This is a genomic window from Stenotrophomonas sp. WED208 (assembly GCF_040984485.1).
Lineage (GTDB): Bacteria > Pseudomonadota > Gammaproteobacteria > Xanthomonadales > Xanthomonadaceae > Stenotrophomonas > Stenotrophomonas riyadhensis.
Genome location: NZ_JAZARB010000001.1, coordinates 1,316,705 through 1,342,262 on the forward strand (window position 1 = coordinate 1,316,705; position 25,558 = coordinate 1,342,262).

General features: G+C 64.1%; 15 protein-coding genes. 7 read left to right on the plus strand and 8 right to left on the minus strand.

Going from position 1 to position 25,558, the window contains the following annotated elements; genetic code table 11:
• Positions 1–35: 35 nt before the first annotated feature.
• From VPH47_RS05770 to VPH47_RS05795, 6 genes are all read left to right on the plus strand, one after another.
• Positions 36–1,280: a DUF418 domain-containing protein gene (locus VPH47_RS05770; protein WP_197611517.1), complete on the plus strand. Its 1,245-nt coding sequence runs from the start codon at positions 36–38 to the stop codon at positions 1,278–1,280.
• A 3-nt stretch (positions 1,281–1,283) separates the two neighbouring features.
• Positions 1,284–2,534, plus strand: coding sequence for an FAD-dependent oxidoreductase (locus tag VPH47_RS05775; RefSeq protein WP_368850309.1), 1,251 nt, complete (start codon positions 1,284–1,286; stop codon positions 2,532–2,534).
• On the plus strand, positions 2,531–3,889 hold the full coding sequence (gorA, locus tag VPH47_RS05780; RefSeq protein WP_350259474.1) for a glutathione-disulfide reductase: 1,359 nt from the start codon (positions 2,531–2,533) through the stop codon (positions 3,887–3,889). The genes VPH47_RS05775 and gorA overlap by 4 nt, the downstream gene beginning before the upstream one ends.
• A 159-nt stretch (positions 3,890–4,048) precedes the next feature.
• Positions 4,049–4,969 carry a DMT family transporter gene (locus VPH47_RS05785; RefSeq protein WP_110713035.1) on the plus strand — a complete coding sequence of 307 codons (921 nt, stop codon included), beginning with the start codon at positions 4,049–4,051 and terminating at the stop codon, positions 4,967–4,969.
• Positions 4,966–5,304 (plus strand): MGMT family protein, encoded by a 339-nt coding sequence (locus VPH47_RS05790; RefSeq protein WP_223846496.1) that lies wholly within the window; start codon positions 4,966–4,968, stop codon positions 5,302–5,304. Before VPH47_RS05785 ends, VPH47_RS05790 begins: the two co-directional genes overlap by 4 nt.
• A gap of 93 nt (positions 5,305–5,397) precedes the next feature.
• Positions 5,398–6,072, plus strand: a complete 675-nt coding sequence (locus VPH47_RS05795) for a rhomboid family intramembrane serine protease (RefSeq protein ID WP_008267505.1) — start codon at positions 5,398–5,400, stop codon at positions 6,070–6,072.
• A 181-nt stretch (positions 6,073–6,253) separates the two neighbouring features.
• On the opposite strand, the gene VPH47_RS05800 is transcribed toward VPH47_RS05795, so the two are convergent.
• Both VPH47_RS05800 and VPH47_RS05805 read right to left on the minus strand, forming a co-directional pair.
• Positions 6,254–7,837 carry a phytoene desaturase family protein gene (locus tag VPH47_RS05800; RefSeq protein WP_368850310.1) on the minus strand — a complete coding sequence of 528 codons (1,584 nt, stop codon included), beginning with the start codon at positions 7,835–7,837 and terminating at the stop codon, positions 6,254–6,256.
• A 75-nt stretch (positions 7,838–7,912) separates the two neighbouring features.
• On the minus strand, positions 7,913–8,407 hold the full coding sequence (locus VPH47_RS05805; protein ID WP_368850311.1) for a VOC family protein: 495 nt from the start codon (positions 8,405–8,407) through the stop codon (positions 7,913–7,915).
• 317 nt (positions 8,408–8,724) lie between these two features.
• On the opposite strand from VPH47_RS05805, the gene VPH47_RS05810 reads away from it, so the two are divergent.
• Positions 8,725–11,748 carry a TonB-dependent receptor gene (locus VPH47_RS05810; RefSeq protein WP_197611511.1) on the plus strand — a complete coding sequence of 1,008 codons (3,024 nt, stop codon included), beginning with the start codon at positions 8,725–8,727 and terminating at the stop codon, positions 11,746–11,748.
• Positions 11,749–11,893: 145 nt separating this feature from the next.
• Here the strand turns inward: VPH47_RS05810 and VPH47_RS05815 are convergent, their stop codons facing one another.
• From VPH47_RS05815 to VPH47_RS05840, 6 genes are all read right to left on the minus strand, one after another.
• Positions 11,894–13,903: a M13 family metallopeptidase gene (locus tag VPH47_RS05815; protein WP_368850312.1), complete on the minus strand. Its 2,010-nt coding sequence runs from the start codon at positions 13,901–13,903 to the stop codon at positions 11,894–11,896.
• 203 nt (positions 13,904–14,106) lie between these two features.
• A complete protein-coding gene (locus VPH47_RS05820; protein ID WP_164161518.1) occupies positions 14,107–16,209 on the minus strand; it encodes a M13 family metallopeptidase in 2,103 nt (700 codons plus the stop codon).
• Positions 16,210–16,397: 188 nt separating this feature from the next.
• Positions 16,398–19,400: a TonB-dependent receptor gene (locus VPH47_RS05825; RefSeq protein WP_197611546.1), complete on the minus strand. Its 3,003-nt coding sequence runs from the start codon at positions 19,398–19,400 to the stop codon at positions 16,398–16,400.
• A gap of 326 nt (positions 19,401–19,726) precedes the next feature.
• Positions 19,727–19,924: a hypothetical protein gene (locus VPH47_RS05830; RefSeq protein ID WP_368850313.1), complete on the minus strand. Its 198-nt coding sequence runs from the start codon at positions 19,922–19,924 to the stop codon at positions 19,727–19,729.
• A gap of 482 nt (positions 19,925–20,406) precedes the next feature.
• Entirely contained in the window at positions 20,407–23,289 is a 2,883-nt protein-coding gene (locus VPH47_RS05835; protein WP_368850314.1) for a TonB-dependent receptor, read from the minus strand.
• A gap of 185 nt (positions 23,290–23,474) precedes the next feature.
• On the minus strand, positions 23,475–25,496 hold the full coding sequence (locus tag VPH47_RS05840; protein WP_180853798.1) for a S9 family peptidase: 2,022 nt from the start codon (positions 25,494–25,496) through the stop codon (positions 23,475–23,477).
• Positions 25,497–25,558: the final 62 nt, after the last annotated feature.

Genomic DNA, 25,558 nt, shown 5'->3' on the forward strand with positions numbered 1-25,558 from the left:
GCGCGGGCATCCATGGCGTGTGGGCCGGCGGCATAATGGCGGACCTGCCTGACGGATGCCCCGTGAACGCCGCTTCTCCTTCCCTGCAGCCGATGGCCTCCGGCGAACGCATTGCTGTGCTGGACGTGCTGCGTGGTGCCGCGTTGCTGGGCATCCTGTTGATGAACATCGAGGCCTTCAGCGGTCCGCTGGAACTGGCGTTCACCGGCATCGACGTGCATTGGCAGGGCATCGACTACTGGGCCGATGCCTTCGTCTACGTGTTCGTGCAGGGCAAGTTCTTCACCCTGTTCTCGCTGCTGTTCGGTGCCGGCTTTGCGGTGATGGCGCAACGCGCCGAAGTGGCTGGACGCGACTTCACCCCGTTCTACCTGCGCCGCAGCGCCGGGCTGCTGCTGATCGGCCTCTGCCACGCGCTGCTGGTCTGGTCCGGCGACATCCTGGTGATGTATGCGCTGATCTCGTTGCCGCTGCTGGCCTGCCGCGAGGCGCCACGCAGCTGGCTGCCGTGGATGGGCGTCATCGTCTACCTGGGCGGCGCGGCGATGATGCTGCTGGTCGGCGCGATGGTGTCGATGGCCTCGACGGAGGACGTGCAGAAGATGCTCGCCGAAGCGCAGCAGGGCATCGATCTGCAGCGGCAGGTCTATGGGCAGGGCAGCTGGATGCAGGCCAATGTGCAGCGCCTGCACGAGTTCGGATCGTCAATGGGGGCGCTGCTGATCACCGGTCCGGAAGTGCTGGGCATGTTCCTGATCGGCAGTTGGTTCGCCGCCAGTGGTGCGCTGGCGGCGCCGGAACGCGTCCCGCGCCTGTATGCGTCACTGCGCTGGATTGCACTGCCGCTGGGCCTGCTGGTCACGTTGATCGGAGTTGCCTGGAAACCCTATCTGGCTCCGGGCGCCTATGACCTGCCGGTGACGGCGGCGATGGGCCTGGTGACCATAGGCGGCCTGCCGATGTGCCTGGGCTATCTGGCGTGGATCGTGCACTGGCGCACGCGGCTGGCGTGGCTGGCGCCGGTCGGGCGCATGGCGCTGACCCATTACCTGGCGCAGTCGCTGTTCTGCACGCTGCTTTTCTATCACTACGGGCTGGGATGGTTCGAGGTGATGCCGCGCAGCGTGCAGCTGCTGTTCGCACTACTGCTGTTCGCTGTGCAGGTGGGCATTTCGCACGCGTGGCTGCGCCGCTTCCGCTTCGGGCCGATGGAATGGCTGTGGCGGGCGATGACCTACCGGCAGTGGCCGCCGATGCGGCGCGGGGCTGGGCAGGGCTGATCGATGCAGGGCGCGCGCGAGGATGTCATCGTGGTCGGCGCCGGTGCCATCGGCCTGGCCGCCGCGCTCGCGTTGCGCGCGCAGGGGCGGCAGGTGCGGGTGATCGACCGTGGGCGCATCGGCGCGGCCACGTCGCACGGCAACTGCGGCACTGTGACTCCCAGCCATGCACCGCCACTGGCGGCTCCTGGCATACCGTTGCGCGCGCTGCGATGGATGCTTGATCCACGCGCGCCGCTGTACGTGCGTACGCGGCTGGATCCAACGTTGTGGCGCTGGTTGCTGCAGTTCGGCGCACGCTGCAATGCCCGCGACTGGCTGCAGGCCACGCGCGCCCGCGCTGCGCTGCTGAATGATTCCCGGCTGCGCCTGGCCGAGTGGGTGCAGGTGCATGCACTGGACTGTGAGTTCGATACCCGCGGGCTGGACTATGTGTTCGGTGACACGCGCAACTTCGATCACCACGCAGCCGAATGCGAAGCACTGGCCGCGCAGGGCATTGCCACGTACTGCATCGAGGGGGCCGACTATGCGCGTGCCAATCCGGCCTTCCATGATCGCCTTGCCGGTGCGATCCACTTTCCCGGTGATGCGCAGCTGCGGCCTGACCGCTACACCGCGGAAATGGCGCGTGTGCTGCGCGCGCAGGGCGTGGTGATCGACGAATGCCTGGACGTGCAGGGTTTCAGCGACGATGCACAAGGGGTACGTGTGCAGGTCGGCGGGCAGGTCGTGCGGGCGCGTGAGCTGGTGCTGGCCACCGGCCCGTGGTCGCGCGACTGGGCACGGCAGCTGGACCTGCGCGTGCCGATCCAGCCCGGCAAGGGCTATTCGCTGACCTGGTCGCGACCGGAGCAGGTGCCGCAGCGTCCAGTCGTGCTGAAGGACCATTCCGTGTTCGTGATTGCCTGGCGCGAGGCGTTGCGACTGGGCGGCACCATGGAGTTCGCCGGTGCCGACCCGCAGCTGCGCACGGCCCGCCTGCAGGCCCTGCAGCAGGCCGCCGACCACTACCTGCGCGCGCCACGCGGTGCGCAGCTGCAGGAGCAGTGGTGCGGGTGGCGCCCCATGAGCGTGGACGACGTGCCATTGATCGGCCGTGCGCCCACACATCCTCACGTCTGGCTTGCAGCGGGGCATGGCATGCTCGGCATCAGCATGAGCGCCGGCACCGGCCAGCTGATCGCCGATCTCGTCTGCGGCCGCACGCCAGCGATCGATCCTGCCCCTTACCGACCCGAGCGATTCCGATGAGCACTGCATCCTATGATTACGACCTGATCGTCCTTGGCGGTGGCTCCGCCGGCCTGGCCGGCGCGATCCGCGCTGCGCAGCACGGCAAGCGCGTGGCGATGCTGGAGCCTGGTGAACTGGGCGGGACCTGCGTCAATGTTGGCTGTGTGCCGAAGAAAGCGATGTGGCTGGCGGCTGACCTGCATGAGCGTATCGGCCTGGCCAGCGCGATGGGCTTCGATGTTGAAGCGCGTCCGGCGCTGTCGTGGAAGGAACTGGTGATCCATCGCCAAGCCTACATCAGCAACATCCATACCAGCTACCACAAGCGCCTGGACGAAACCGGCGTAGTGCGCATTCCGGCACGCGGCCAACTACTGGATGCGCACACCGTGGCCTGCAGCGATGGCGTGCGTTACAGCGCCGAGCACATCCTGATCGCCACCGGCGCACACCCGTTGCGTCCGGACATTCCCGGCGCGGAACTGGGCCTGGTCTCCGACGATTTCTTCGACCTGCGTGCCGCGCCGGCCGAGGTGGCGATCATCGGTGGTGGTTACATCGCAGTGGAACTGGCCGGCCTGCTGCAGGCACTGGGCAGCAGGGTGAGCCTGCTGGTGCGCGGCAAGCGGCTGCTCGAGCGCTTCGACTACGAGCTGACCGATCAGTTGGCCGAGAACCTGAAGCAGCAGGGTGTGCGCATCCATTTCGACTACCGGCTGCGCGAGCTGCAGCGCGATGGCGAACGCGTGCGTGCGTTCGGTCATGACGGGCCGCTCGACAACGTGTTCGATGCAGTGTTCTTCGCGACCGGTCGCCGCGGCAACAGTCGTGACCTCGGCCTGGAAGCGCTCGGTATCGGCATCGGCGAACACCAGCAGGTGCAGGTGGACGAATGGCAGACCACCAGCGTGCCGAGCGTGCACGCGGTGGGTGACATCGCCGGCAAGGTCGGCTTGACCCCGGTGGCGGTGGCGGCGTCGCGGCGGCTGATGGATCGCCTGTTCGGTGGCCGCCCGCAGTCGAAGATGGACTACGAGAATGTGGCCAGCGTGGTGTTCTCGCACCCGCCGCTGGGTGCGGTGGGCATGAGCGAGGAAGAAGCGCGCGCGCGGTTCGACCAGGTGAGTGTCTACCACAGCCGTTTCCGCCCGATGCTGCAGGCACTGGCCAACGGCACCCAGCGCAGCCTGTTCAAGATGGTCTGCGCGGGCCCGGACGAACGGGTGGTGGGCATCCACCTGCTGGGCGAAGCGGCGGACGAGATCCTGCAGGGCTTCGCGGTGGCGGTGAAGATGGGCGCGACCAAGGCCCAGTTCGACGACACCGTGGCGATCCACCCGACCTCGGCCGAGGAAGTGGTGCTGATGCGCTGACCCGGACCGTTGTAGAGCCGAGCCATGCTCGGCTGCTTTTCGCCCAGGCATGGCGAAGCCGAGCGTAGGCTCGGCTCTACGGGACACCGGCCGCCCCCATGCGACAATGGCCGCCCCCACGCCTTCCCGGGCCGCTCCACGCGGCCCGCCGTCGTCCTGATGTCCAGCCCCACTTCCCGTATCGCCACCGCTTCTCCTCGCGTCGCGCTGGGGGGTATCGGCCTGGCCGCGATCGGCGCCATCGCTGCTTCCGGCAAGGCGATCATCGTCAAGCTCGGCTTGCGCCACGGCGTTGATGCCACCACCTTGCTCGCGCTGCGCATGCTGATGGCGCTGCCGCTGTTCGTACTGATGGCGCTGTGGGCCGCGCGCCGGGCCGAACCACTGTCCTGGGCCGACCGTGCCCGCGTGCTGTGGCTGGGTTTCACCGGCTACTACCTGTCCAGCCTGCTCGACTTCCAGGGCCTGCAGTACATCAGCGTGACGCTGGAACGGCTGATCCTGTACTTGAACCCGACCCTGGTGCTGCTGATCAACGTGCTGCTGGCGCGCCAGCGGCCGGGCCGATGGCAGATCGGCGCGCTGGTGCTGAGTTATCTGGGCGTGCTGCTGGCGTTCGGCCATGACCTGCAGCGTGAAGGCGGGCAGATCATCGTTGGCAGCCTGTTGGTGCTGGGCAGTGCGCTCAGCTATGCGCTGTACCTGTTCGGCAGCGGGCAGGTGGTCGCGCGCATCGGCGCGGTGCGGCTGACCGCTTACGCCAGCTGCGTGGCCAGCGTGCTGGTGCTGCTGCATTTCGCGGTGACCCATCCGCTGCCGTTGTTGTGGCAGGCACCGGCGCCGGTGCAGTGGTTGTCGCTGGTCAATGCCACCGTGTGCACGGTGTTGCCGGTGCTGGCGATCATGCTGGCGGTGCAGCGCGTGGGTTCGTCGCTGGCCGCGCAGGTCGGTATGCTGGGCCCTGTTTCCACCATCGTGATGAGCCTATGGCTGCTCGACGAACCGATGGGGCCGGCGCAGATCGCCGGCACCGTGTTGGTGCTGATCGGCGTACTGCTGGTAACCCGCTTGCGGCGCTGACGCCGGAGCAGGCGCGTGCGCGCATCCTGGCAGTGATCCGCGCGATCCCGGCGGGGCAGGTGATGGGCTATGGCCAGGTGGCGATGCGCGCGGGCCTGCCGGGGCGTGCACGCCTGACCGCGCGCATCCTGGGCCAGAACGACGACCCGGACCTGCCCTGGCATCGCGTGCTGCGCTCGGATGGGCGCATTGCCATGGAGGAAGGTTCGGCCGGTTGGCGCGAACAGTCACAGCGGTTGCGCGCGGAGGGCGTGGTGGTGGAGAACGGCCGGGTGCGGATGCCGGCGGCTGATCCGGCGGCGGCACTGGATGCCGCCGTGTGGGGACCGGGCTGAGCACCGCTGGCGACTGAACGGGCCGCGCCTGCCGGTCGCCAACAAGACGCGGTGCTGCGGCTATGATGGAGGCCGTTCCATGCCGGTGCTCCCATGTTCCCGCGACTGCCAACCGTCACCAAGGCCCTGCTGATCGCCAACGCGATCCTGTTCCTGCTGCAGCAGCCGTTCCTGCTCGGCATGCAGACCTTCGAGCCGTTCATGCTGCAACCGCTGCAGCAGGGCTTCGATGCGTTCTCGCCGGGCGGCAACTTCCAGCCCTGGCAGCTGCTGACCTATGGCTTCCTGCATGGCAGCTTCGGCCATCTGTTCTTCAACATGCTGGCGGTCTTCATGTTCGGCGCGCCGCTGGAGCAGACCTGGGGCGAGAAGCGCTTCCTGCTGTATTACCTGGTGTGCGTGGCCGGTGCCGGTGTCTGCCAGCTGCTGGTGGGCACGCTGCTGGAAAACCCGGCCACGGTGCTGGGCGCCTCCGGCGGCGTGTTTGGCCTGCTGCTGGCCTACGGCATGCTGTTCCCCAACCAGCGGGTGATGCTGCTGTTCCCGCCGATCCCGATGAAGGCACGGACCTTTGTGATCCTGTTCGGTGTGGGCGAGCTGGTGCTGGGAATGACCGGCTGGCAGCCCGGCGTGGCCCATTTCGCGCACCTGGGCGGCATGCTGTTCGGCTGGTTGCTGATCCGCTACTGGCGCGGGCAGCCGCCGTTCAACAAGCGCCGCCCACCCGGCCCGCCGAATCGCCCGAACCACCTGCGCAGCGTGAAGTGAGGCGCTATGCGCCCCACTTCACGCAGGTAGGTGCCAACCAAGGTTGGCACGCTTTGAATGGGATCATTTGACGCTGTAGGTGCCGACCGTTGGTCGGCACACCTTGTCCCACGCGGGTAGGTGCCAACCTTGGTTGGCACGTTGTCGATGTTGTAGGTGCCGACCGTTGGTCGGCACACCTCTACAGATCCTGCAGCACCACCTGCGCGGCGTTGTGCCCCGGCGCACCGGTGACGCCACCGCCGGGATGGGTACCCGCACCGCACAGGTACAGGCCGGGCAGGGCGCCGCGATAGCCGGCCTGGCCGACCATCGGCCGTGCCGAGAACAGCTGGTTGGCACTTAGTGCGCCGTGGAAGATGTCGCCACCGACCAGGCCGAAGATCCGTTCCAGATCCAGCGGTGACAGTACCTGCCGACCGAGCACGCTGTCGGCGAAGCCGGGCGCATACCGTTCAACGGTGGCAATCATCAGGTCGGCCACGGTTTCCCGGTGATCATCCCAATGGCGGCCCTCAGGCAACACCGGTGCCACGTGCTGGCAGAACAGGCTGGCTACATGCTGCCCGGGCGGCGCCAGCGAATCGTCCAGCGTGCTCGGAATCAGCATCTCCACGATCGGCTCGCGCGACCAGCCGTCGCGGCGCGCATCCAGCCAGGCGCGGTCCATGTAGTCCAGGCTGGGGGCCATGATGATGCCGGCGCTGAGGTGATCACCCGGGCCGGGCAGGGCACGGAAGTCCGGCAGCCGCGACAGCGCCACGTTCATCCGGAACGTGCCCGAACCACAGCGCCAGTTCGCCATGCGTTCGCGCGTTGCGTTGGGTACCTGTGCTGGTTCCAGCAATTGTTCGTACAGCAGCTTCGGATTGACGTTGGCGATCACCGTGCGTGCGCGCAGGATCTCGCCATTGGCCAGTTCCACGCCCACTGCGCGGCCCTGTTCGATCCGCACGCGCTGCACGCCGGCCTCCACGCGCAACTCCGCACCGGCCTCGCGTGCCGAGGCCGCAATCGCCTGGCTGATCGCGCCCATGCCACCAATCGCATGGCCCCACGCACCTTTCACGCCATTGCACTGGCCGAACACGTGGTGCAGCAGCACGTAGGCGCTGCCCGGTGCATAGGGGCTGGCGTAGTTGCCGACGATGCCATCGAAGCCGAACAGGGCCTTGATCGGCTCGCTTTCGAACCAGCGGTCCAGGTACTCGGCGGCCGACAGCGTGAACAGGTCCAGCAGTTCCTGCCGAAGCGAGGCATCCAGCGTCGCCAGTTCACGACCGAGACGGCCCATCTGCCACAGGGCGGGCAGGGCGCGCCAACCGCCTGCTGCACCCAGGTCCGGCGGCGCGCGCAGGGCCCATGCGCGCAGTACGTCGGCGAAGATCTCCAGGCGTGCCTCGTACGCGGGCAAGTGCTGTGCATCCCGCTCGGAGAACTTCGCCACCTCGGCCTGGGTGCGACCGGGTGCTGACAGCAGATAGCGGTCATCAGGCAACGGCAGGAAGTTGTTGGCAGGACGCGCGACGATGCGCAGTCCATGGGCATGCAACTGCAGGTCGTCGATTACCTTCGGCTGCAGCAGCGATACCGTGTACGACGCCACCGAGTTGCGGAAACCGGGATGGAATTCCTCGGTGACTGCGGCACCGCCGAGAACGCCACGACGTTCCAGCACCAGCACCTTCTTTCCGGCGCGCGCCAGATAGGCCGCGCAGACCAGGCCGTTGTGGCCACCACCAACGACGATCGCATCCCAGGTCATCAGCACCTCGGAAAAGGGGACGGAGGGGATTAAGTCGCAATCTGCATCTGCGCACAGGACATGGGGAGAAACGACTTAATCCCCTCCGTCCCCTTTTTTGATTGCCGCTTCGATGGTGGCGATGTCGATCTTCTTCATCGGCATCATTGCGTTGAAAGCGCGCTTGGCCAGTGCCTTGTCTTTGCTGGTCACCGCTTCGATCAGCATGCGCGGGCTGATCTGCCAGGAGATGCCCCAGCGGTCCTTGCACCAGCCGCATTGGCTCTCCTGTCCACCGTTGCCGACGATCGCACTCCACAGGCGGTCGGTCTCGGCCTGGTCTTCGGTCTGGATCTGGAAAGAGAAGGCTTCGCTGTGCTTGAACGCGGTGCCGCCGTTGAGGCCGACGCAGGGGATGCCACAGACGGTGAATTCGACGGTCAGCACGTTGCCTTCCTTGCCGTCGGGATAGTCACCGGGGGCGTGATGCACGGCGGTCACTGCGCTGTCTGGCAGGAGGCTGGCATAGAAGGTGGCGGCTTCGAGTGCGCCATTGTCGTACCAGACACAGATCGTGTTCTTGTGCGCCATCAGCGTGGCTCCGCAGCGGGTGAGATGCCAGCGATAGCACGTCGACCGTTAATCCGGCATCTGCTGATACCGCGTGCGTGGAGGTGCCTCAGGGGCGCTGGAGACGGCTGCAAGTGACTGAAAGGTAAATGAAATATGAGCAATTTTCACTATTGTGTCGAAATTTATCTTTCAAGATCAAATGGTTACATTCGTTCATCTGCCGTTGCATGTGTTTGATTGATGAAATTAAGATCGGGTTCAGCTGTCGTGAAGCCTTCGCTTCGCTGCAGTGCAATTGCCACAGACGCCTGATCTCACTGAATCAAGGAAACTTCATGACCAGCCGCACCAACGTTGCACGGTTGAAGCGCACCGCCCTCGCAGTCGTCCTGACCTCATTCATTGGCGCCGCCGCCGCGCAGAGCACCACCGGCTCGCTGTTCGGCAACGCCCCCGCCGGCACTACCATTGTCGTGCAGAGCGACACCGGCCTGACCCGCTCGGCGACGGTCGACAGCAGTGGCCGCTACAACCTCGGCTCGTTGCCGGTAGGCAAGTACACCATCACCCAGCAGCGCGATGGCCAGACCGTCGAGCGTCGCGAGAACGTGCTGCTGAGGGTGGGCGGCGGTACCGAGGTGTCGTTTGGGGGCGGCGCGGCCGGTGCCACCACGCTGGGTACGGTGAACGTCGTCGCCGCCAACGTACCGAAGATCGACGTCAGCAATACGGTGTCCAAGTCGGTGGTCACCTCCGAGCAGCTGGATGTGCTGCCGTTGGGCCGCAGCGCCGAAGCGATCGCGCTGCTGGCGCCGGGCGTGGTACAGGGCAGTGGCGCCTTCACCAACGGTTCGCGTTCGGTGCTGTCGTTCGGCGGCTCCAGCGTCACGGAGAATGCGTACTACCTCAACGGCTTCAATGCGTCCAACCCACTCAACAACCTGGGCGGCGTCAGCCTGCCGTACGGCTCGATCGACCAGCAGGAAACCTACATGGGTGGCTACAGCGCCAGCTATGGCCGGTCCACCGGTGGCGTCATCAACCAGCTTGGCAAGCGCGGTACCAATGAATGGCACTTTGGCGTGCAGACGACCTGGTCGCCGGACTCGCTGGCCGCGTCGGCCGCTACGGTGATGTACCCGAACCGCCAGCTGCCCGACCGTTACTCCTATACGGATGACGCGCTGGCCGGCAAGCTGTACCGCTACCGCAAGGATGATGTGGCCACCCGTACCACCTACAGTGGCTATGTCAGCGGCCCGCTGATCGAAGACCGCCTGTTCGTCCACCTGGCTGCGGAGAAGGAGCGCGTCGAGGGTGTGTCGACCAATAGCGAGGCTGCCTCGCAGCAGGTCCGCAACCACTACACGATCGATACGCCGAAGTTCTACGGCAAGCTCGACTGGAACATCAACGACAGCAACACGCTGGAATACACCCGCGTGCAGAACACCGACCGCGACGGGGGCTACTACCGTGCGTTCGACTACGACAACCTGAGCGAGGGTGATCGCACCGGAACCTTCCCGAACACCACGAAGGTCAAGGACGATTACGATATCTTCAAGTACACCGGCTACCTGACCAACGATCTGACCCTGAGTGCGGTCTGGGGGCGCAGCAAGCAGAGCAATCTGGAATCCAATCCGGCCAACTCCCTCAATCCCTATCTGAGCAGCCCGGGTACGCAGGATCCGTCCATCACGGGTGGTCGCCCCATCCGCAATGACCAGCCGGAGCTCTACCAGAAGGCCGACGACGCCGGCAGCAAGACGCGCGGCCTCCGGATCGACCTGCAGTACCGCCTCGGCGATCACGAGCTGACTGCCGGTATCGACAACATGTACTACCAGGGGCACAACGAAGGGCAGTCGATGACCGGCCCCGGTTATGCCTGGATCTATGGCCGCGTGGAGCCGGGCGAATCGCCCAGCCCGGGCTTCGACATCGCGCCGCCGCCCGGTGACGGCTACTTCGTGCAGAAGTACATCTTCTCCACCACCACCAGCATGTCGGTGAAGCAGAAGGCCTATTACCTGGAAGACCGCTGGCAGGTCACTCCGAACTGGCTGTTGACCATCGGTGTGCGCAATGACAAGTTCACCAACTACAACAGTGCGGCCGTAGCCTACGTCGAAAGCGGTGACCAGTGGGCCCCGCGCCTGGGCGCGAGCTGGGACGTGTTCGGCGACTCCTCGCTGAAGGTGTTCGCCAACCTGGGGCGCTACTACCTGGCACTGCCCAACAGCGTCGCCATCCGAGGGGCTTCGGCGTCCACCTACACCCGTGAGTACTTCGCGTACAGTGGTATCGATGCCAATGGCGTGCCGACCGGCCTGACCGCACTTGGCCCGGGTCCGGTCTCCTCCAACGACGAGTATGGCCAGACGCCCGACCCGTTGTCGGTGGCGCCGACCGACCTGAAGTCGCAGTACCAGGATGAGCTGATCCTGGGCTTCGAGAAGACCCTGGGTGAAAGCTGGAACTCGGGTGCGAAATTCACCTACCGCCGGTTGCAGTCGGCTATCGACGATACCTGTGCATCCGATCGCATCGTCGACAAGCTCGATGCAATGGGTGTGGATAGCAGCAACATGGAAATTCCGGGGTGCGTGATCTTCAACCCGGGCAAGACCAATACCATCATGGTCAAGCACGCCGATGGTTCGGGCTACACCCCGGTGCGCATGAGTTCCAGTGACTGGGGCTTCGGCAACAAGAAGGCCAAGCGTGACTACGTCGCGATTGACCTGTTCATCGAGCATCCGTTGAGCAACAAGTGGTATGGCCGCCTGGACTACACCTGGTCGCGCAGCTTCGGCAACACCGAAGGCCAGGTGAAGTCGGACATCGGCCAGGACGACGTTTCCAAGACCCAGGACTGGGATGCCGGCACGTTGATGGAGTATGCCGGTGGCTACCTGGCCAATGATCGCCGTCACCAGCTGAAGGGCTATGGCGCGTACATGTTCAACGACGAGTGGTCTGCTTCGGCGACGCTGCGGATCATGTCCGGCATGCCGAAGAGCTGCCTCGGCTACTACGGCACCAACGAAAGCGATCCGGAGCGTTATGGCGCCGCCTACCACTACTGTGCGGGCTCGCCGTCGCGCCCGGGTGATGCCGGCCGCCAGCCGTGGACGACGCGCGTGGATCTGGGCGTGATGTACCGCCCGGCATTTGCCGACCACAAGCTGGCGATCGGCCTGGATGTGTTCAACGTGCTGAACCAGCGCCGTCAGGTGCAGTCCGATGCGGTGTATGAAGATACGCCGTACACCGTGTCCAACACCTACGGCATGGGCACCTACTTCAGTGCGCCGCGTTCGGTCCGCATCAGTGCCTCGTATGACTTCTGACGTGATCGCATAGCAGTACGCTCGGCTCTTCCAGGAAGGCTGACTTCGACCCCGGCCTCGGCCGGGGTCTTTTTCTGCCTGGGCGATGGGCACAGGAAAAGGGCGCCCGAAGGCGCCCTTTTCGTTCCTGGTACAGCGAATTGGTTCAGCGCCAGACTTTGATCTGGTCGGCTTCGCTGCGCTGCATCGGCTGGCCGGCCTTGCAGCTGAAGGTAGTACCGAAGGCTGGCAGGTTGGCCAGCGTGCCGTTGCTGCGCCACACGCCCGGTGCACGGATGTCGGCGGTCAGGCGGCGTACGGCCTCGTTCGGCGACAGCTGCTGTGCCCACAGCGCCGACCAGGCACGGAAGAAGCCCTGCTGCTGCGCCTGCTTGGCCTTTGGCTCCTGTGCGACGTAGGCCGCCCAGGCCAGTTCCAGGCCCGCGATGTCGGCCAGGTTCTCTTCCTGGGTGAGCGCACCGTTGACCTTGGCACCCTTCACGCCCGGGAAGTCGTAGGCGCCGTACTGCGCGGCGACGCGGTTGCCGAGCAGGGTCCAGGCGGTCTTGTCGGCCGGAGTCCACCAGCTGCGCAGTTCGCCCTTGGCGTCCACCAGCGCGCCCTTGGCATCGATGGCTCGGGTCAGCTCGTGGCCGACCAGACCACCGAAGCTGCCGAACTTGTCAGCCGCATCGGCCTTGGCATTGAACACCGGGCCCTGCAGGATCGCGGCGGTGACGATCAGGCGGTTCTGCGCCAGGTCGTAGGCCAGCGACGGCTGCTGCGGCAGCACGTCCCAGCGGCGGTCGGCGTTGCCCTTGCCGATGCGACGCATTTCTTCGCGATGACGCCAGGTCGAAGCGATCAGCATGTTGCCACCGAACGAGCCGCGGCCCATCGGCTGCACGGTGTAGTCGAGATCGCGCAGCGGGGTGCCGATCTCGATCTTCAACGCGGCCAGCTTGGCCTGTGCTTCGGTCTTGGCCTCGGCGCTCATCCAGCTGCTGTTCTTGACCGCCTCGATCTGCACTTCGCGCACCTTGTCGACGATCCACGCGGCCTGGCGGCGGTCTTCGGCAGACAGGTAGCGGGCGGCGTACTCACGACCGACCATCGGGCCGGCGGCCACGTTGATCGCATCCAGCACGTCTTCCCAGCGCTGCGGCGGCAGGGTTTCGCCACGCAGCACGCGGCCACGGAACTCAAACTCTGCGTCGCGATAGGCCTTGGACAGGTACGGCGCCATCGAGTCGCCCACGCGCCAGCGCAGGTAGGCCTTCCACTGGTCCGGCTTGAGCTTGGTGACCATGCCGTCCAGCTGCTTGAACAGGCCCGGGTCGGCCAGCGAGACCAGGTCGTCGTCCACGCCCTGTGCCTTCAGGAAGGCATCCAGCTGCAGGTTGCGGTAGCGGCTGTTGAGCTCCTTGGTGGAGATCGGCGCGTAGTTGTTGAACGGGTTGTTGATGCCGGCCAGCGACTGCGCATTGCGTGCCAGCTCGGTTTCCAGCGCGATCACCGCCTGCGACTCGGCATCCAGCTTGGCGGCCGGGGTGCCGGTCAGCGCCAGGATCTGCTTGACGTAGTTGCGGTAGCGGCCCATCAGGGCCACGGTATCGGCGTCGGTGCGGGTATAGAACGCCGGATCCGGCAGGCCCATGCCGCCCTGCATGAAGTAGCCGATATGGCGGTCCAGCGCCTTCAGGTCGACGTCCGGGCCGAAGTTGAAGGCCACCGGGATACCGACCTGATGCAGCGCAGCGATCGATGCCGGCACATCCTTGGCCTTCTTGATGGCGTTGATGCGGGTCAGCAGCGGGGCGATCGGGTTCGAGCCGTCCGCTTCCACGGCGGCTTCGTCCAGGCCACTGGCCCAGAAGTCGCCCAGCAGTTTCTGCACGTTGCCCTGCGGCGACTTCATCGCGGCGTCGAGCAGTTCGCGCTGCTGCTGGCGGCTGCGATCAACCAGCTGGCCGAGTGCGGTGGTGGCACCGGTCTGCGGCACCGGGTTGGCCTTCAGCCAGCCTGCGTTGGTGGCGTCGTAGAAGTCGCTGCACTGGGCACTGACGGCCGGGGCGCGTGCAGCCTTCTTCTTGGCGGCGGCGAACGCATCGTGGGTCGGGACCAGGGTCGCCAGGCTGATGCCCAGGGCGATGGCAAGCGGACGGAAGTTGGGCATGTGGAACGAATCCGTGATGGATTGAGGGCGCGCGCACTATAGCAAGCCGGGCATCGACGCGGCATGCACGCATCACACCGCTTTCGCAGGGCGCCGGCATCCGTAGATCCACGCCATGCGCGGATGACATGCGAGGCACCGCAAAAAACAAAGGCCCGGGAATTCCCGGGCCTTTGCAGGTCTGCCGCAGCGTCAGCCAGGGCTTACCAGATCACCACCTGCTGTTCGCCGGTGCGGGCCATCGGCGAACCGGCCTTGCACTGGAAGGCCGCGGCAAAGGTCGGCAGGTTCGACGGCGCACCCATGGCGCGGAACTGCGCCGGGGCGTGCGGGTCGGTCGCCAGGCGGACCTTGGCGTTTTCCGGGGTGTACTTGGTGCGCCACACGGTGGCCCAGTTGAAGAAGAAGCGCTGATCGCGGGTGAAGCCGTCAACCTTCGGGTCTTCCTTGCCGGCGGTGGCCTTCTGCAGGGCGTCGTAGGCAGTGGCCAGGCCACCCAGGTCGGCGATGTTCTCGCCCAGGGTCAGGTGACCGTTCACGGCCTGGCCGTCGACCTTGTACTGGTCGAACTGCTTGACCAGCTTGCCGGTCAGGCCTTCGAAGTTCTTCTTGTCAGCCGGGGTCCACCAGTCTTCCATGTTGCCGGTCGGCCCGAAGCGCGCGCCCTGGTCGTCGTAACCATGGGTCATTTCATGGCCGATCACCGCACCGATACCACCGTAGTTCAGCGCGTCGTCGGCCTTCGGATCGAAGAACGGCGGCTGCAGGATGGCGGCCGGGAACACGATCTCGTTCTGCAGCGGGTTGTAGTAGGCGTTGACCGTCTGCGGGGTCATGCCCCACTCGGTCTTGTCCACCGGCTTGCCGATCTTGGACAGGTTGAACTTGTAGTTGAACTCGTTGGCGGCGCGCACGTTGCCCAGGTAGCTGTCACGCTGGGTCTGCAGGCCCGCCCAGTCACGCCACTTGTCCGGGTAACCGATCTTCGGGGTGAAGGTTTCCCACTTGGCGATGGCCTTGGCCTTGGTTTCCTCGCTCATCCAGCTCAGGCCCTGGATGCGTTCCTTCAGCGAGGCCGCCAGGTTCTTCACCAGCTCTTCCATCTTCGCCTTGGCTTCCGGCGAGAAGGCCACCTTCACGTACAGCTGGCCGAAGGCTTCACCGGCATCGTTCTCGATGGTGCCCAGCACGCGCTTCCAGCGCGGCTTCTGTTCCTTCTGGCCGTTGAGGGTCTTGCCGTAGAACTCGTAGTTCTCCTGCACGAAGGCGTCAGCGAGGTACGGCGAGGCGCTGTCCACGGTGTGGAAGCGCAGGTAGGCACGCCACACCGACGGATCGGTGTCGCCCAGCGCCTTGCTCACTTCCTCATGGAAAGCCGGCATGGCCAGCGAGAACTTCTCCGGCGCGGCCACGCCCTGCGACTTGAAGAACTCGGTCCAGCTGAAGTTCGGGGTCAGCTTGTCGGCGTCGGCCAGGGTGACCGGGTTGTAGAACAGCTCGACGTTGCGCGACAGCTCGACGCGCGACTTGGAGGCCTTGGCCAGGCGGGTCTCGAATTTGACGACTTCCTCGGCCTGCTTGGCCGCATCGGCGGCGGCGACACCGGACAGTTCCAGCACCTTGGCGACGTGCGCCTGGTAGGCCTTCAGCTTGTCGGCGTTCTTGGCATCGGTGTAATAGGTGGTGTCCGGCAGGCCCAGGCCGCCCTGGCTGGCGTAGGCCATGTTCACAGCCGAATTCTTGAAGTCGGCTTCGGCGCCGAAGCCGAACAGGACGTTGTCGCCCTTGGCGGCGCTGCTGCGCAGGTAGTTGGCGATGGCCGCCTTGTCCTGCAGACCGTCGATCGCGGTCAGGTCGGCCTTCAGCGGCTCGATGCCCTGGGCATTGATCTTGGCTTCGTCCATGCCGGTGGCCCACAGGTCGCCGACGATCTTCTCGATATGGTTCGGGTTCTTGACCTGCGCGACCTGCTCGGCCAGCTGGTGCTGCACGGCCACCGAACGCTCGTCGAGGATGGTGAATGCGCCCCAGCTGGTGCGGTCGCCCGGAATTTCATTGGCGGCCAGCCACTTGCTGTTCACGTAGTCGCCGAAGGCGCCGCAGGCGTCCTTGCTGGCATCCAGGTCGCTGGGCTGGAAGGCGTTGTAGGCCGGCAGCTTGCTCTCGTCCAGCGTGTAGTGGGTGGCTTCAGCCGCAGCCGGCGTGGAGGCGGTGGCGTCCTTGGCCGGGGTTTCAGTCTTGCCGCAGCCGACCAGCGCGGCCGAAACGGCCAGGGTCAGCAGCACGATCTTGGGAGTACGGGTCACTTTGATGGCCTCCAGGCCGAGTGAGTCAGGGAAGGGCCGCGGGGACGGCCGTGGGCCGAACAATACGCCGCCGGCCTGCCCTGCAAGGGTGTCGAAGGTCATGGCCGGACGCAAGGGGGGCTTCGCGGGCACAAAAAAGCAGACCCGGCACAAAGCCGGGTCTGCGGGTTGCAACAAGTTCGGACGGATCAGAACTTGTAGTTGACGCCCATGTACATGAATCGGCCGATGTTGTCGTAGTAAGCCGAGCCGAGGTCCGCGCCGAAGTAATTGACCGGCGGATCCTTGTCGAACACGTTGTCCACGCCCAGGTACACCTCGACACCGGAATCAGCCATTTTGTAGCCGATCTGCATGTTGTGGTAGGTGAACGACGGGTTCCAGATCGGGCTCTGCGAACCCGGGTTGCTGTTGTAGCTCTCCGGGAACACGCGCAGGTTGCGATGGATGTACACCATGTCCCAGCTGGCGCGGAAGTTGCCCAGCGTGTACTTGGCGGTGAACTGACCGCGCCAGCGCGGATTGGTCACGTAGTTCGAGCGTTCCTTGTACTCACTCGGGAAGTCCTGGAACTCCCATTCACGCGATTCCAGCAGGCGGCTACCGACCAGGCGCAGGTTGGTGTGGCCACCGAACATGCCGAAGTCGTAGTTCATTTCCAGATCGATGCCGGTGCGGCGCTTCTTGGCCAGGTTTTCCTGCAGCGCGGTCCAGTCATAGATGCTGTATGCCGGGAACTCGGCACCGTTGGCCCCGGTTGCGCCGCCGACCGGGGCGCGCTTGATCTTGCTGCAGAACGAGTTGTTGATACCCCCCGGCGAATCCACGCAGCGGGTGGCGAGGGTTTCGGCGGTAACCGCACCGATGGCGTCCTTCAGCGTGATGCGCCAGTAGTCGACCGACATGCCGAAGCCTTCGAAGAACTCAGGCTGCCAGACGAAGCCGATCGAGCTGGTGGTTGCGCGCTCCGGCTTCAGGTCCGGATTGCCGCCGCTCAGGCCGGGACGGTTTGCGCTGTAGGAGTCGATCCAGTTGGCCGGAACGCCCAGAGCTGCGCAGTTTGCGGCGCGCAGTGCCGGGTCGCCGGCAGTGCCGGGGCGGTTCGGGTTGGTGCGGTTGGTATTGCAGGGGTCGTTGATGGTCGCGAAGTTCTGCGACTGCTCGTCATACAGTTCGCCAATGTTGGGAGCACGGATGGCCTTGGCCAGGGTGCCGCGGACGCGCAGGGATGGGATGACTTCCCAGTCCAGTCCGACATTCCAGGTCTTGGTCGAGCCGATGGTGCTGTAGTCCGAGTAACGGCCAGCCACGTCCAGCGACAGGCGGCGGATGCCGGGAATGTCAGCCAGCAGCGGAATGTTGGTCTCGGCAAAGACTTCCTTCACGTTGTAGGAACCGCCACCGCCGTTGATGGCGTTGAGGAAGGTGGCACCGGAGGCGGCCAGCGGATCGGTGCGCTCCAGGCTCTTCTCCTTCCGGTACTCCACACCGGCGGCGATGCCCACGTCACCGGCCGGCAGCGAGAACAGCGCGTTGTTGTTCACCGATGCGCTGAACACGGTCTGCTGAAGCTTGCCGAAGTAGTGCGAACGGGTATTGAACCAGTCGGCTGCTTCCTGCGGCACAGCGCCGTTGCCGAAGATGCTGAACGGAATGCAGCCCGAACCGATCAGGCTGCGGTTGTAGGCGCGGCCGCCGGCGTTTGCATTGGTAGCGTTCGCATCGCGATCGACGCGGCAAACGATGTTGCCGTTGGCATCACGCACGGCATCCAGACCGGCCTGCCAGCGCTCGTTGATGCGGTTGTTGACGTTGACACGGTTGATCTCGGTCTCGCCGTAGTTGCCGGAAGCCTCGTAGTTCCAGTTGTCGCCAAACATGCCTTCGACGCCGAAGACAAAGCGCTTGGTTTCGCGCTTGACTTCTTCACCACGGCGGCCGGCGTCGACGTTGAAACGAGCGATCTGCAGCTGGGGGAGCCCGTTGGCATCCATCAGTGCGCCCAGTTCCGGGCTGATGAACGCGTTGTCGCGTCGGATACGGATGGTGCTGTCGAAAGCCGGCTGGCCAAAGAAGGTCGATTCAGTCTTGGTGTACTTGCCTTCGAAGAACAGGCGGTGCTTGTCGTTCAGATCGAAGTGGGCAACGGTATTGACGCTGACGCGATCGAACTTCGGCTGCAGGTCGGCAACGGCATTCAGGTCGGCGAAATCACAGTTGACGCACGAGGACGGACTGACCACAGGACCATCGAAACGGTTGCGGCTGAAGCTGCCATCCGGATTGAAGTGGTACCGGTACTTGTAGGTCTCCGGCTTGGTGAAGTCGAACGTACCGCCGGCCTGGAAGGAGCCGCCATAGGACGTGGAATAGTTGCCGCCAGGACGGGCCAGGATGTTCTGCGGGTTGCTCTCGCTCGGCGGCCTGGAGCTGTCGAAGTTCGGGTTGGGCACAGTCACGTCGTAGCGCTGGCCGATCGAACGGTCGCCACGGCCGAAACGATCCTGCTGGCTGTACTCGACGGCGACGGCCACATTGCCGCGGCCGTCGGCGAAGTTGGTGCCTGCCGTAGCCGACACGAAGCCGCGGTTGAAGCCACCTTCACCCGCGATGCCCTTCTGGGCGCGGGCTTCGAAACCTTCGTAGTTCTTCTTCATGATGAAGTTGACCACGCCGGCCACGGCATCCGCACCATAGATGGCCGATGCGCCACCGGTGATGACTTCAACGCGCTCGATCCACTCCACCGGGATGGTGTTGACGTCGACTGCGGTGCTGCCCGGGCTGGCGCCGACGTGGCGGCGGCCGTTGACCAGCACCAGAGTGCGGTCGTAGCCCATGCCACGCAGGTCCATCAGACCCAGGCCAGCGGTACCGATGTACCGGGTGGAATTGCCCAGCGTGAACGACGGTGCCAGCTGCGGCATCTTGTTCATCAGGTCGCTGATGGTCAGCGCGCCGGTCTGGCGGATTTCTTCGGCGGTGATGGCGGTAACCGGCGAAGAGGTCACGAAGCCCGTACGCGCAATGCGCGAGCCGGTCACGCTGACGCGGTCCAGATCGACCGGGTTGGTGCCGGAGCTGGCTTCCTGGGCCAGGGCCGGGCCTGCAGCAGCCATCATCAGACCGGCCAGAAGGGCATTGGTCAGCGGGTGGCGACCGGGAGTGCGGTGGTGCGTCATCGAGTGGATCCCCCTAGTGGACAGAATTCTTTCGCTTCCGTGCAGTTGTTATGTTGATGTTCAGATGTCGTCCTGACTTGACGCGAACCTAACATGTCCTTAACGCAAAGTGGCCATTTGCGGCATGCATTGACACATTCTGTATCGCCTTGCTACACAAAACTGCAATAAATACAGTTACTTGGTATCAGTTGTAATTGCCTTGTCGAGATCGTGAGGCGAATGCTGAATGGGCTGTTAAGGGCAGCTTTGCGCAAATTGGTGGTTCGCTTTGCATGGACAAGGCCTTGGAAGAGGGGCTGCGCGATCTCTTCCCCGCGTCCTTTCCCCTGCATTCAGCTGCAGGAAGGCCATGGTCGAGGTCTGAACGGTTCGCGCTGCTGGGCGGGCATTCCGAGACACGCATCCGGTTCGCGCAGGTCGCATTGCGGTGTCACCTGGATCTTCAGAGTGTTGAAGATCGGCCAGCGTCCTGGAATCACACTGGTGCCGCGGGTGGCGGTACCGCCTCCGAAGCTGATCCCGATGATCATGTTGGCCACCTTGGCCGAGCCAGGATGGTCGAAGCGCCTTCGCGCAGGCTCAGGACGCTGGCGCGCCGGCTGCGGCCGCCCGAGAGCTCTTCGTTCCGCGCCGAGCCAGTGAACAGGCCCGGGTTGAAGAGGTAATGTTCAATGAAATCAATGATCAGACGCGGCCAGTGGGACTATCCAGGGGCCGTCAGGTTGTCGGCGGCCGATCATCAGGTCGAACGCGCGGAACCGACCAGCAGAAAGGCTCGGGGAACCCTATGGGATCCCAGGATCCAGCACGATGCTGGCGCGGCTTCGCCGACGTGGCCGGCAAGCTGGGTCAGGGGAGACATCATGTCCTCCCATGACGACTGCCCCGGAAATGGAACAGCCAATGCAGACGCCCGATGCAGTGCATCGGGCGTCCTTGGTCACCTGGCGGCGGCCGGACCCTCCACGCCACAGGTGCCAACCCATGGCGGGATGAGTCATTCACTACGGGATCAGAACTTGTAGGACACGCGCGCGAAGAACGTCCGGCCGTACCAGTCGTACTGCGAGGCGTAGATCGGCACGTTGCCGTAGCGATCACCGGCACCGGCCGAGATCAGGTCCGGTGCCTTGTCGAACAGGTTGCGCACGCCGACCATGATGTTCCAGTCATCCATGTCGTAACCCACCGAGACACTGTGGCGGAACTGCCAGCTGGCCTTGATGTCGCGGGTGGCGTTCTGGTAGCCGGAATAGGTGAAGTTCGGGCTCAGGTCCTTGTTCTGCGTGCTGCTGACGTAGGTTCCCTGCCAGTTGAACGTCCAATCGCCGCGTTCCAGGCTGACGCTGGCCAGGCCAACGGTCTTCGGACGGCCGATGTAGCCGACCTGGTCAGAGGTGCTGATTCCGCTTTCAGCAGCCGAATCGAACAACTGATAGGTGTCCTCCAGGGTATAGGTCACCTGTGCTTCCGCGGAAAGCTTGCCGAACGCGAAGTCGTTGTCGTAATTGATCTGCAGGTCGTAGCCGCGGGTGCGCTCGCGGTTGATGTTGATGTACTTGTTGTAGATCGTGGTGATGTTGTTCGGCGACGTTGGATCCGTGGGGCTGTTGCGGACCAGCTGGCTGCAGAACGCGTTGGGGAAGACCGCCGAGCCGTAGCAGCCGGCGACGATGTCATATTCGTCAAGCTGGGTGATTTCGCCGCGGACGTCGTAATCGAAATAGTCCAGTGCGACGTTGAGGTTGGCAAATGTCGGGCTCCAGACCAGGCCCAGAGTCTTGGCCTTGGAGGTCTCCGGCTTCAGGTTGTTCTTGCCGCCACCACCCGAATAGATGGTCGCGCCGGTGCCGCCACCGACGTACGTTTCGGGAATGCCGGCGGCAGCGCAATTGGCACGGATAAAGGAGTTGTTGCTGTCGGCCCACTGGATGCATGGATCGATCTGGTTCTGTGCCTTGAAGCCGGTCTGGTCACCCAGGTACAGCTCATACAGCCCAGGGGCGCGGAACGAGGTGCCAATGGTGCCTCGCATGCGCAGTGACGGGACGATCTGCCAGTTCAGGCCGGTTTTCCAGACATGGTCTGAACCCGGTACCGAGTCGTACTCGAATACGCGACCGGACAGGTTGAGCGAGAGCGACTCGATGCCGGGAATGCCTTTCAGCAGCGGCACATCCACCTCGGCGAAAGCTTCCTTGACCTTGTCCGTGCCACGGGTCACACCGGCCGAGGTCGAGTTCCAGGAGCGGTCAGCCAGCGCAAAGTCAGACGGGGTGTCGTTGATCTTGTAGTGACGGAATTCGACACCGAACGCAGAAGCGACATCACCAGCAGGCAGTTTGAACAGGTTGCCGCTGAAGATGGCGTTGGCGCTGGCCTGTTCATAGGTCGTCTTGCCGGTATGCCATTGGCCGACCGCAGCGATCAGCTCGTTCATGCGGGCGCCGCTCAGGAAGCCGGGGTCGAAGTAATTCACCGGCATGTCATCTTCGGTGTAGTTCAGATCGCCGGCACGATCGACGTCGATCGAGAGAGCGCTGTACTTGCCGCGCGAACGGCTGTAGCCCGCATTGACTTCCCAGGACCAGCTGTCGGTGGACTTGAACTGGCCATCGAACTTGGTGGTGCCGTAGAAGTAGTCGACCGTGACTTTCTGGTCGCTCGGGAACGGCATGATGGTCTGGAAGTAGTCGTCCTCCGCTTCGTTGTACACGGTCGGATAGAACTGGCGCCAGCTGTGTGCCTTGGTTTCGCGACGGTTGTACAGGAACTGGGTCTTCCAGTTGAAACTGTCAAAGCTGAAGTCGGTTGCCCCGTAGAACGATGCGCGTTCACGCTGGTTGATCACTTCCTGGTCATGGAAGAACGGGTAGTTCAGCACATCCTGATAGTACGCGGTGCCGCCATTGGCGTAGGTCGGGGTCGGGCGCGGGCGCGGACGATAGCCCGGGAAGGGGCCGACCGTGCTGCCATCCGGCGAAGGTACATAACGGATCGCTGAGTTGCTCAGCTGGATGATGGTGTTTGCATACAGATTGGCAGAGTTGCAGCCGGCAAGATTGGTGCCAGCCAGAATCGACCGGTCTTCGCGATCGATGCGCTTGCCATCCGTGCCCCATACCCGGTCCTGGGCACAGCTGAAGAAGTCGCGATCACCAACAGTCAGCGCGTTCAGGCGATCCCATTGCACGGCAGCCACGATGCTGCCCTTGTCGAAGTTCCAACCATTGGCGATCGATGCCGAGAACTGCTCGCCACCACCGTGCTCCGGCACGCTCATCGCGTACGTCATCTCCGGGCGGTCGAGGCTCTTGCGGGTGATCAGGTTGACCACACCAGCCAGTGCATCCGAGCCGTAGATCGAAGAAGAGCCGTCCTTGACGATCTCGATACGTTGCAGGATCGACTGTGGGATGACGTTGAGATCGAAGGCGGCAACCTGACCGCGCGTACCCGCTGGGCCGGGGCGCTGTCCGTCAAGCAGGATCAGTGTCCGGTTTGCACCCAGGCCGCGCAGAGAAACGGTCTGTACACCCGTGCCGCCTTCGACGACATACCCGCCGAACTGGTTGTTCATCTGGGTGGAGCCAGCGGCGATCGCAGACGTCTGAAGGAAATCGGCCGTATCGAACTGGCCGGCAGCGACACCCTTGTCGATCGAGATGACCTGCACCGGTGACGTGCTTTCATACTCGGGACGCTTGATCAGCGAGCCGGTAACCGTGACGGTGTCAAGGTTGGTGGCGCGCTTGGAGCTGCTGCTGGTACTTGACTGGGATGAATCCTGCTGTGTTGACTCCTGGGCAAAGGCCGGCAGCGCGGCGAGAGACGCCAGAACTGCAAGGGTCAGCGGAATCCGGTTCGGCATGGAAAGGCGGAAAACGTCGCGCATCGTTGAATATCCCTATTTGTTACGCTTCGGTTAATCGAGTGTATGGCTGGCGTAAAATAAATGCAACATGAACAATTGCGGCGATTATGACTCAATTGTTAATGTACAATTCATTGTCTGGCCGGGCGCGCAGCCACGCCTGGTCACGTGGCCAGGCGTGGCGTGGGAGGGTCGAGCGCGGCGGCTCAGAGTCCGCCAGGTCCGCAGTCCTTCTTCAGGAAGCTCTCGATCAGGCCGAGCGTTTCGCGCTGTTGGCGGGGATACCACGGCATGCTGTGCTGCTGGTCAGCGATCAGGTGGAACTGTGCAGGCACCTTGTCCTTCACTGCGTCATAGAAACCCTGTGCGTGGAAGGAGGGAGTACGCACGTCACGGTCACCGACGAACAGCATCACCGGGATGTTCGCGCTGGCGGTGTTGCGCATGGGATCCATGCCCTTGACTGTCTGTCCCTGCAGGATGCGTTGCAGGCGGTTGTCACTCCAGGTCGTACCCAGCCGGGCCAGATCGGTAACCGGTGCTCCGGCGATCGCACACTGGTACGGAGAGTTGGGGCGTACGGTTGCTGCTGCGGCGGCGAATCCGCCGTAGGAATAGCCGAAGATCGCGATGCGGTCCTTCGCGGCAAGCTTCTGCGAGACCAGCCATGCGGCGCCATCGTCGTTGTCGTCGGACATCTTCTGGCCCCATTCGCGGTCGCCGGCGATCCACAGCTCGCGACCCAGCCCGGATGAACCGCGGTACTGCGGGCGCAGCACCGCATAGCCGCGTGACGTCAGCAATGCGACCCAGCCTGAAGGATCCCATTGCATGTAATCCCGGGCCCAGGGGCCGCCGTGGGGGTGAATGATCGCCGGCGGCGCAGCGTCACCTTCCTTCCATCCAGCGGGAAGGTCCAGGATGGCCGATATCTCCTTGCCATCACGTGCCTTGTAGGTCACCCAGCGTTGCTCGCCTACGGCTCCCTTGGCAACCCATGGCCGTTCGCTGCCCAGGCTCACCACCTTCTTGCGATCAAGCAGCAAATAGTAGTTGGGTGGAGCATCTGAACTGGACGCGCGGAACAGGATGCGCGAGAAGTCGTCGTTGAGCCGGGTGATATCGATCTGCCTGCCCGGAGCCGCCTGTTTGAGTGTGTCCTGGATGGATTTCAGCGTCGGATCGACATAGATGGTTTGCAGCGCGGGTCCATCAAGGGTGAAGCCGACCACCTGGTTGAATGTGCTTGGGCGAGTGCTGAACACCAGGCTTGCGATGGAGAAGTTCGGGTTGGCCAGAACCGGTTCGCGGTCAAATGCCTGGGCTTTGGCGTCATACAGGTGCACCTGTACCTTGTCCGAGAACAGGTCGGTGAGCACGTAATATTTGCCGGTGGCATCATCCACGCCGGCCACTTCCACCGTATGGCGGTTGGACAGGCGTGATAGCAAGGGCTTCTGCAGGACGTACTGGCCACTGGTCGGGTCCAGGATGAGAATCTGCTGGTCGTAGTCGCCGCTGACCGGCTCGATCTGGGTCTTGGCCAGCACCTTGCCGGTGCGCGGGTCGAACAGTGCTGGCTGGGCACGCGTACCGCCGCGGAACAGGAGCTCGGTTTCCTTGGTCTTGAGGTTGTAGAGGTAATAGTTGGCGGTCAGTGAGATCTCGCTGAGCTGGCGGATGATGACCCGATCGGGGTCCAGTGGCAGCATGTTGACCAGTGACGCGCTGCCGCCCAGTTCCAGACAGCGCTGGGTCTGCTCGCTCACGCCGAGCTTGCGTGTGTTGTCGGTGAACGCCTCGTTGAAAGTCTTCTGTGACTGATCGGTCAGGTAGGTTTTGACCACGAAGGTCTTGGTTGCACCCGATACACTGCCTTCACCGCACCCACCCAGTTGCCCCGTCCATTCCTGGCGGCCAACGGCAAGAATCTGGTCGGACTTCAGTGCGCCAGCGGCGATGAACTTCATTCGTTCGCCGGACGGCGTGACGACCTTCGGGGCGCCGCCCAGCGCATCGGTGTCCCAGCTGGCCAGGGCGGTCTCCTCTGGATTGCCCGGTGAGGGGATCAGGGCGACCAGATGCTTGCCATCTGGGCTCATCGACACGGACTGCAGGGCTGGCTGGCGTGCCAGATCCTCGATCGGGATGGGGCCGGCATAAGCGGCCGTGCAGGCCAGGGCCAGCGAGAGGGCGGCGCACAGGGGGCGGCCATTGATCACGTGCATGTCTTGTCCTTTAGCTGCGCGTTGATTGGGTGAAGCTGACTGAAATATGAACGAGATCGGAC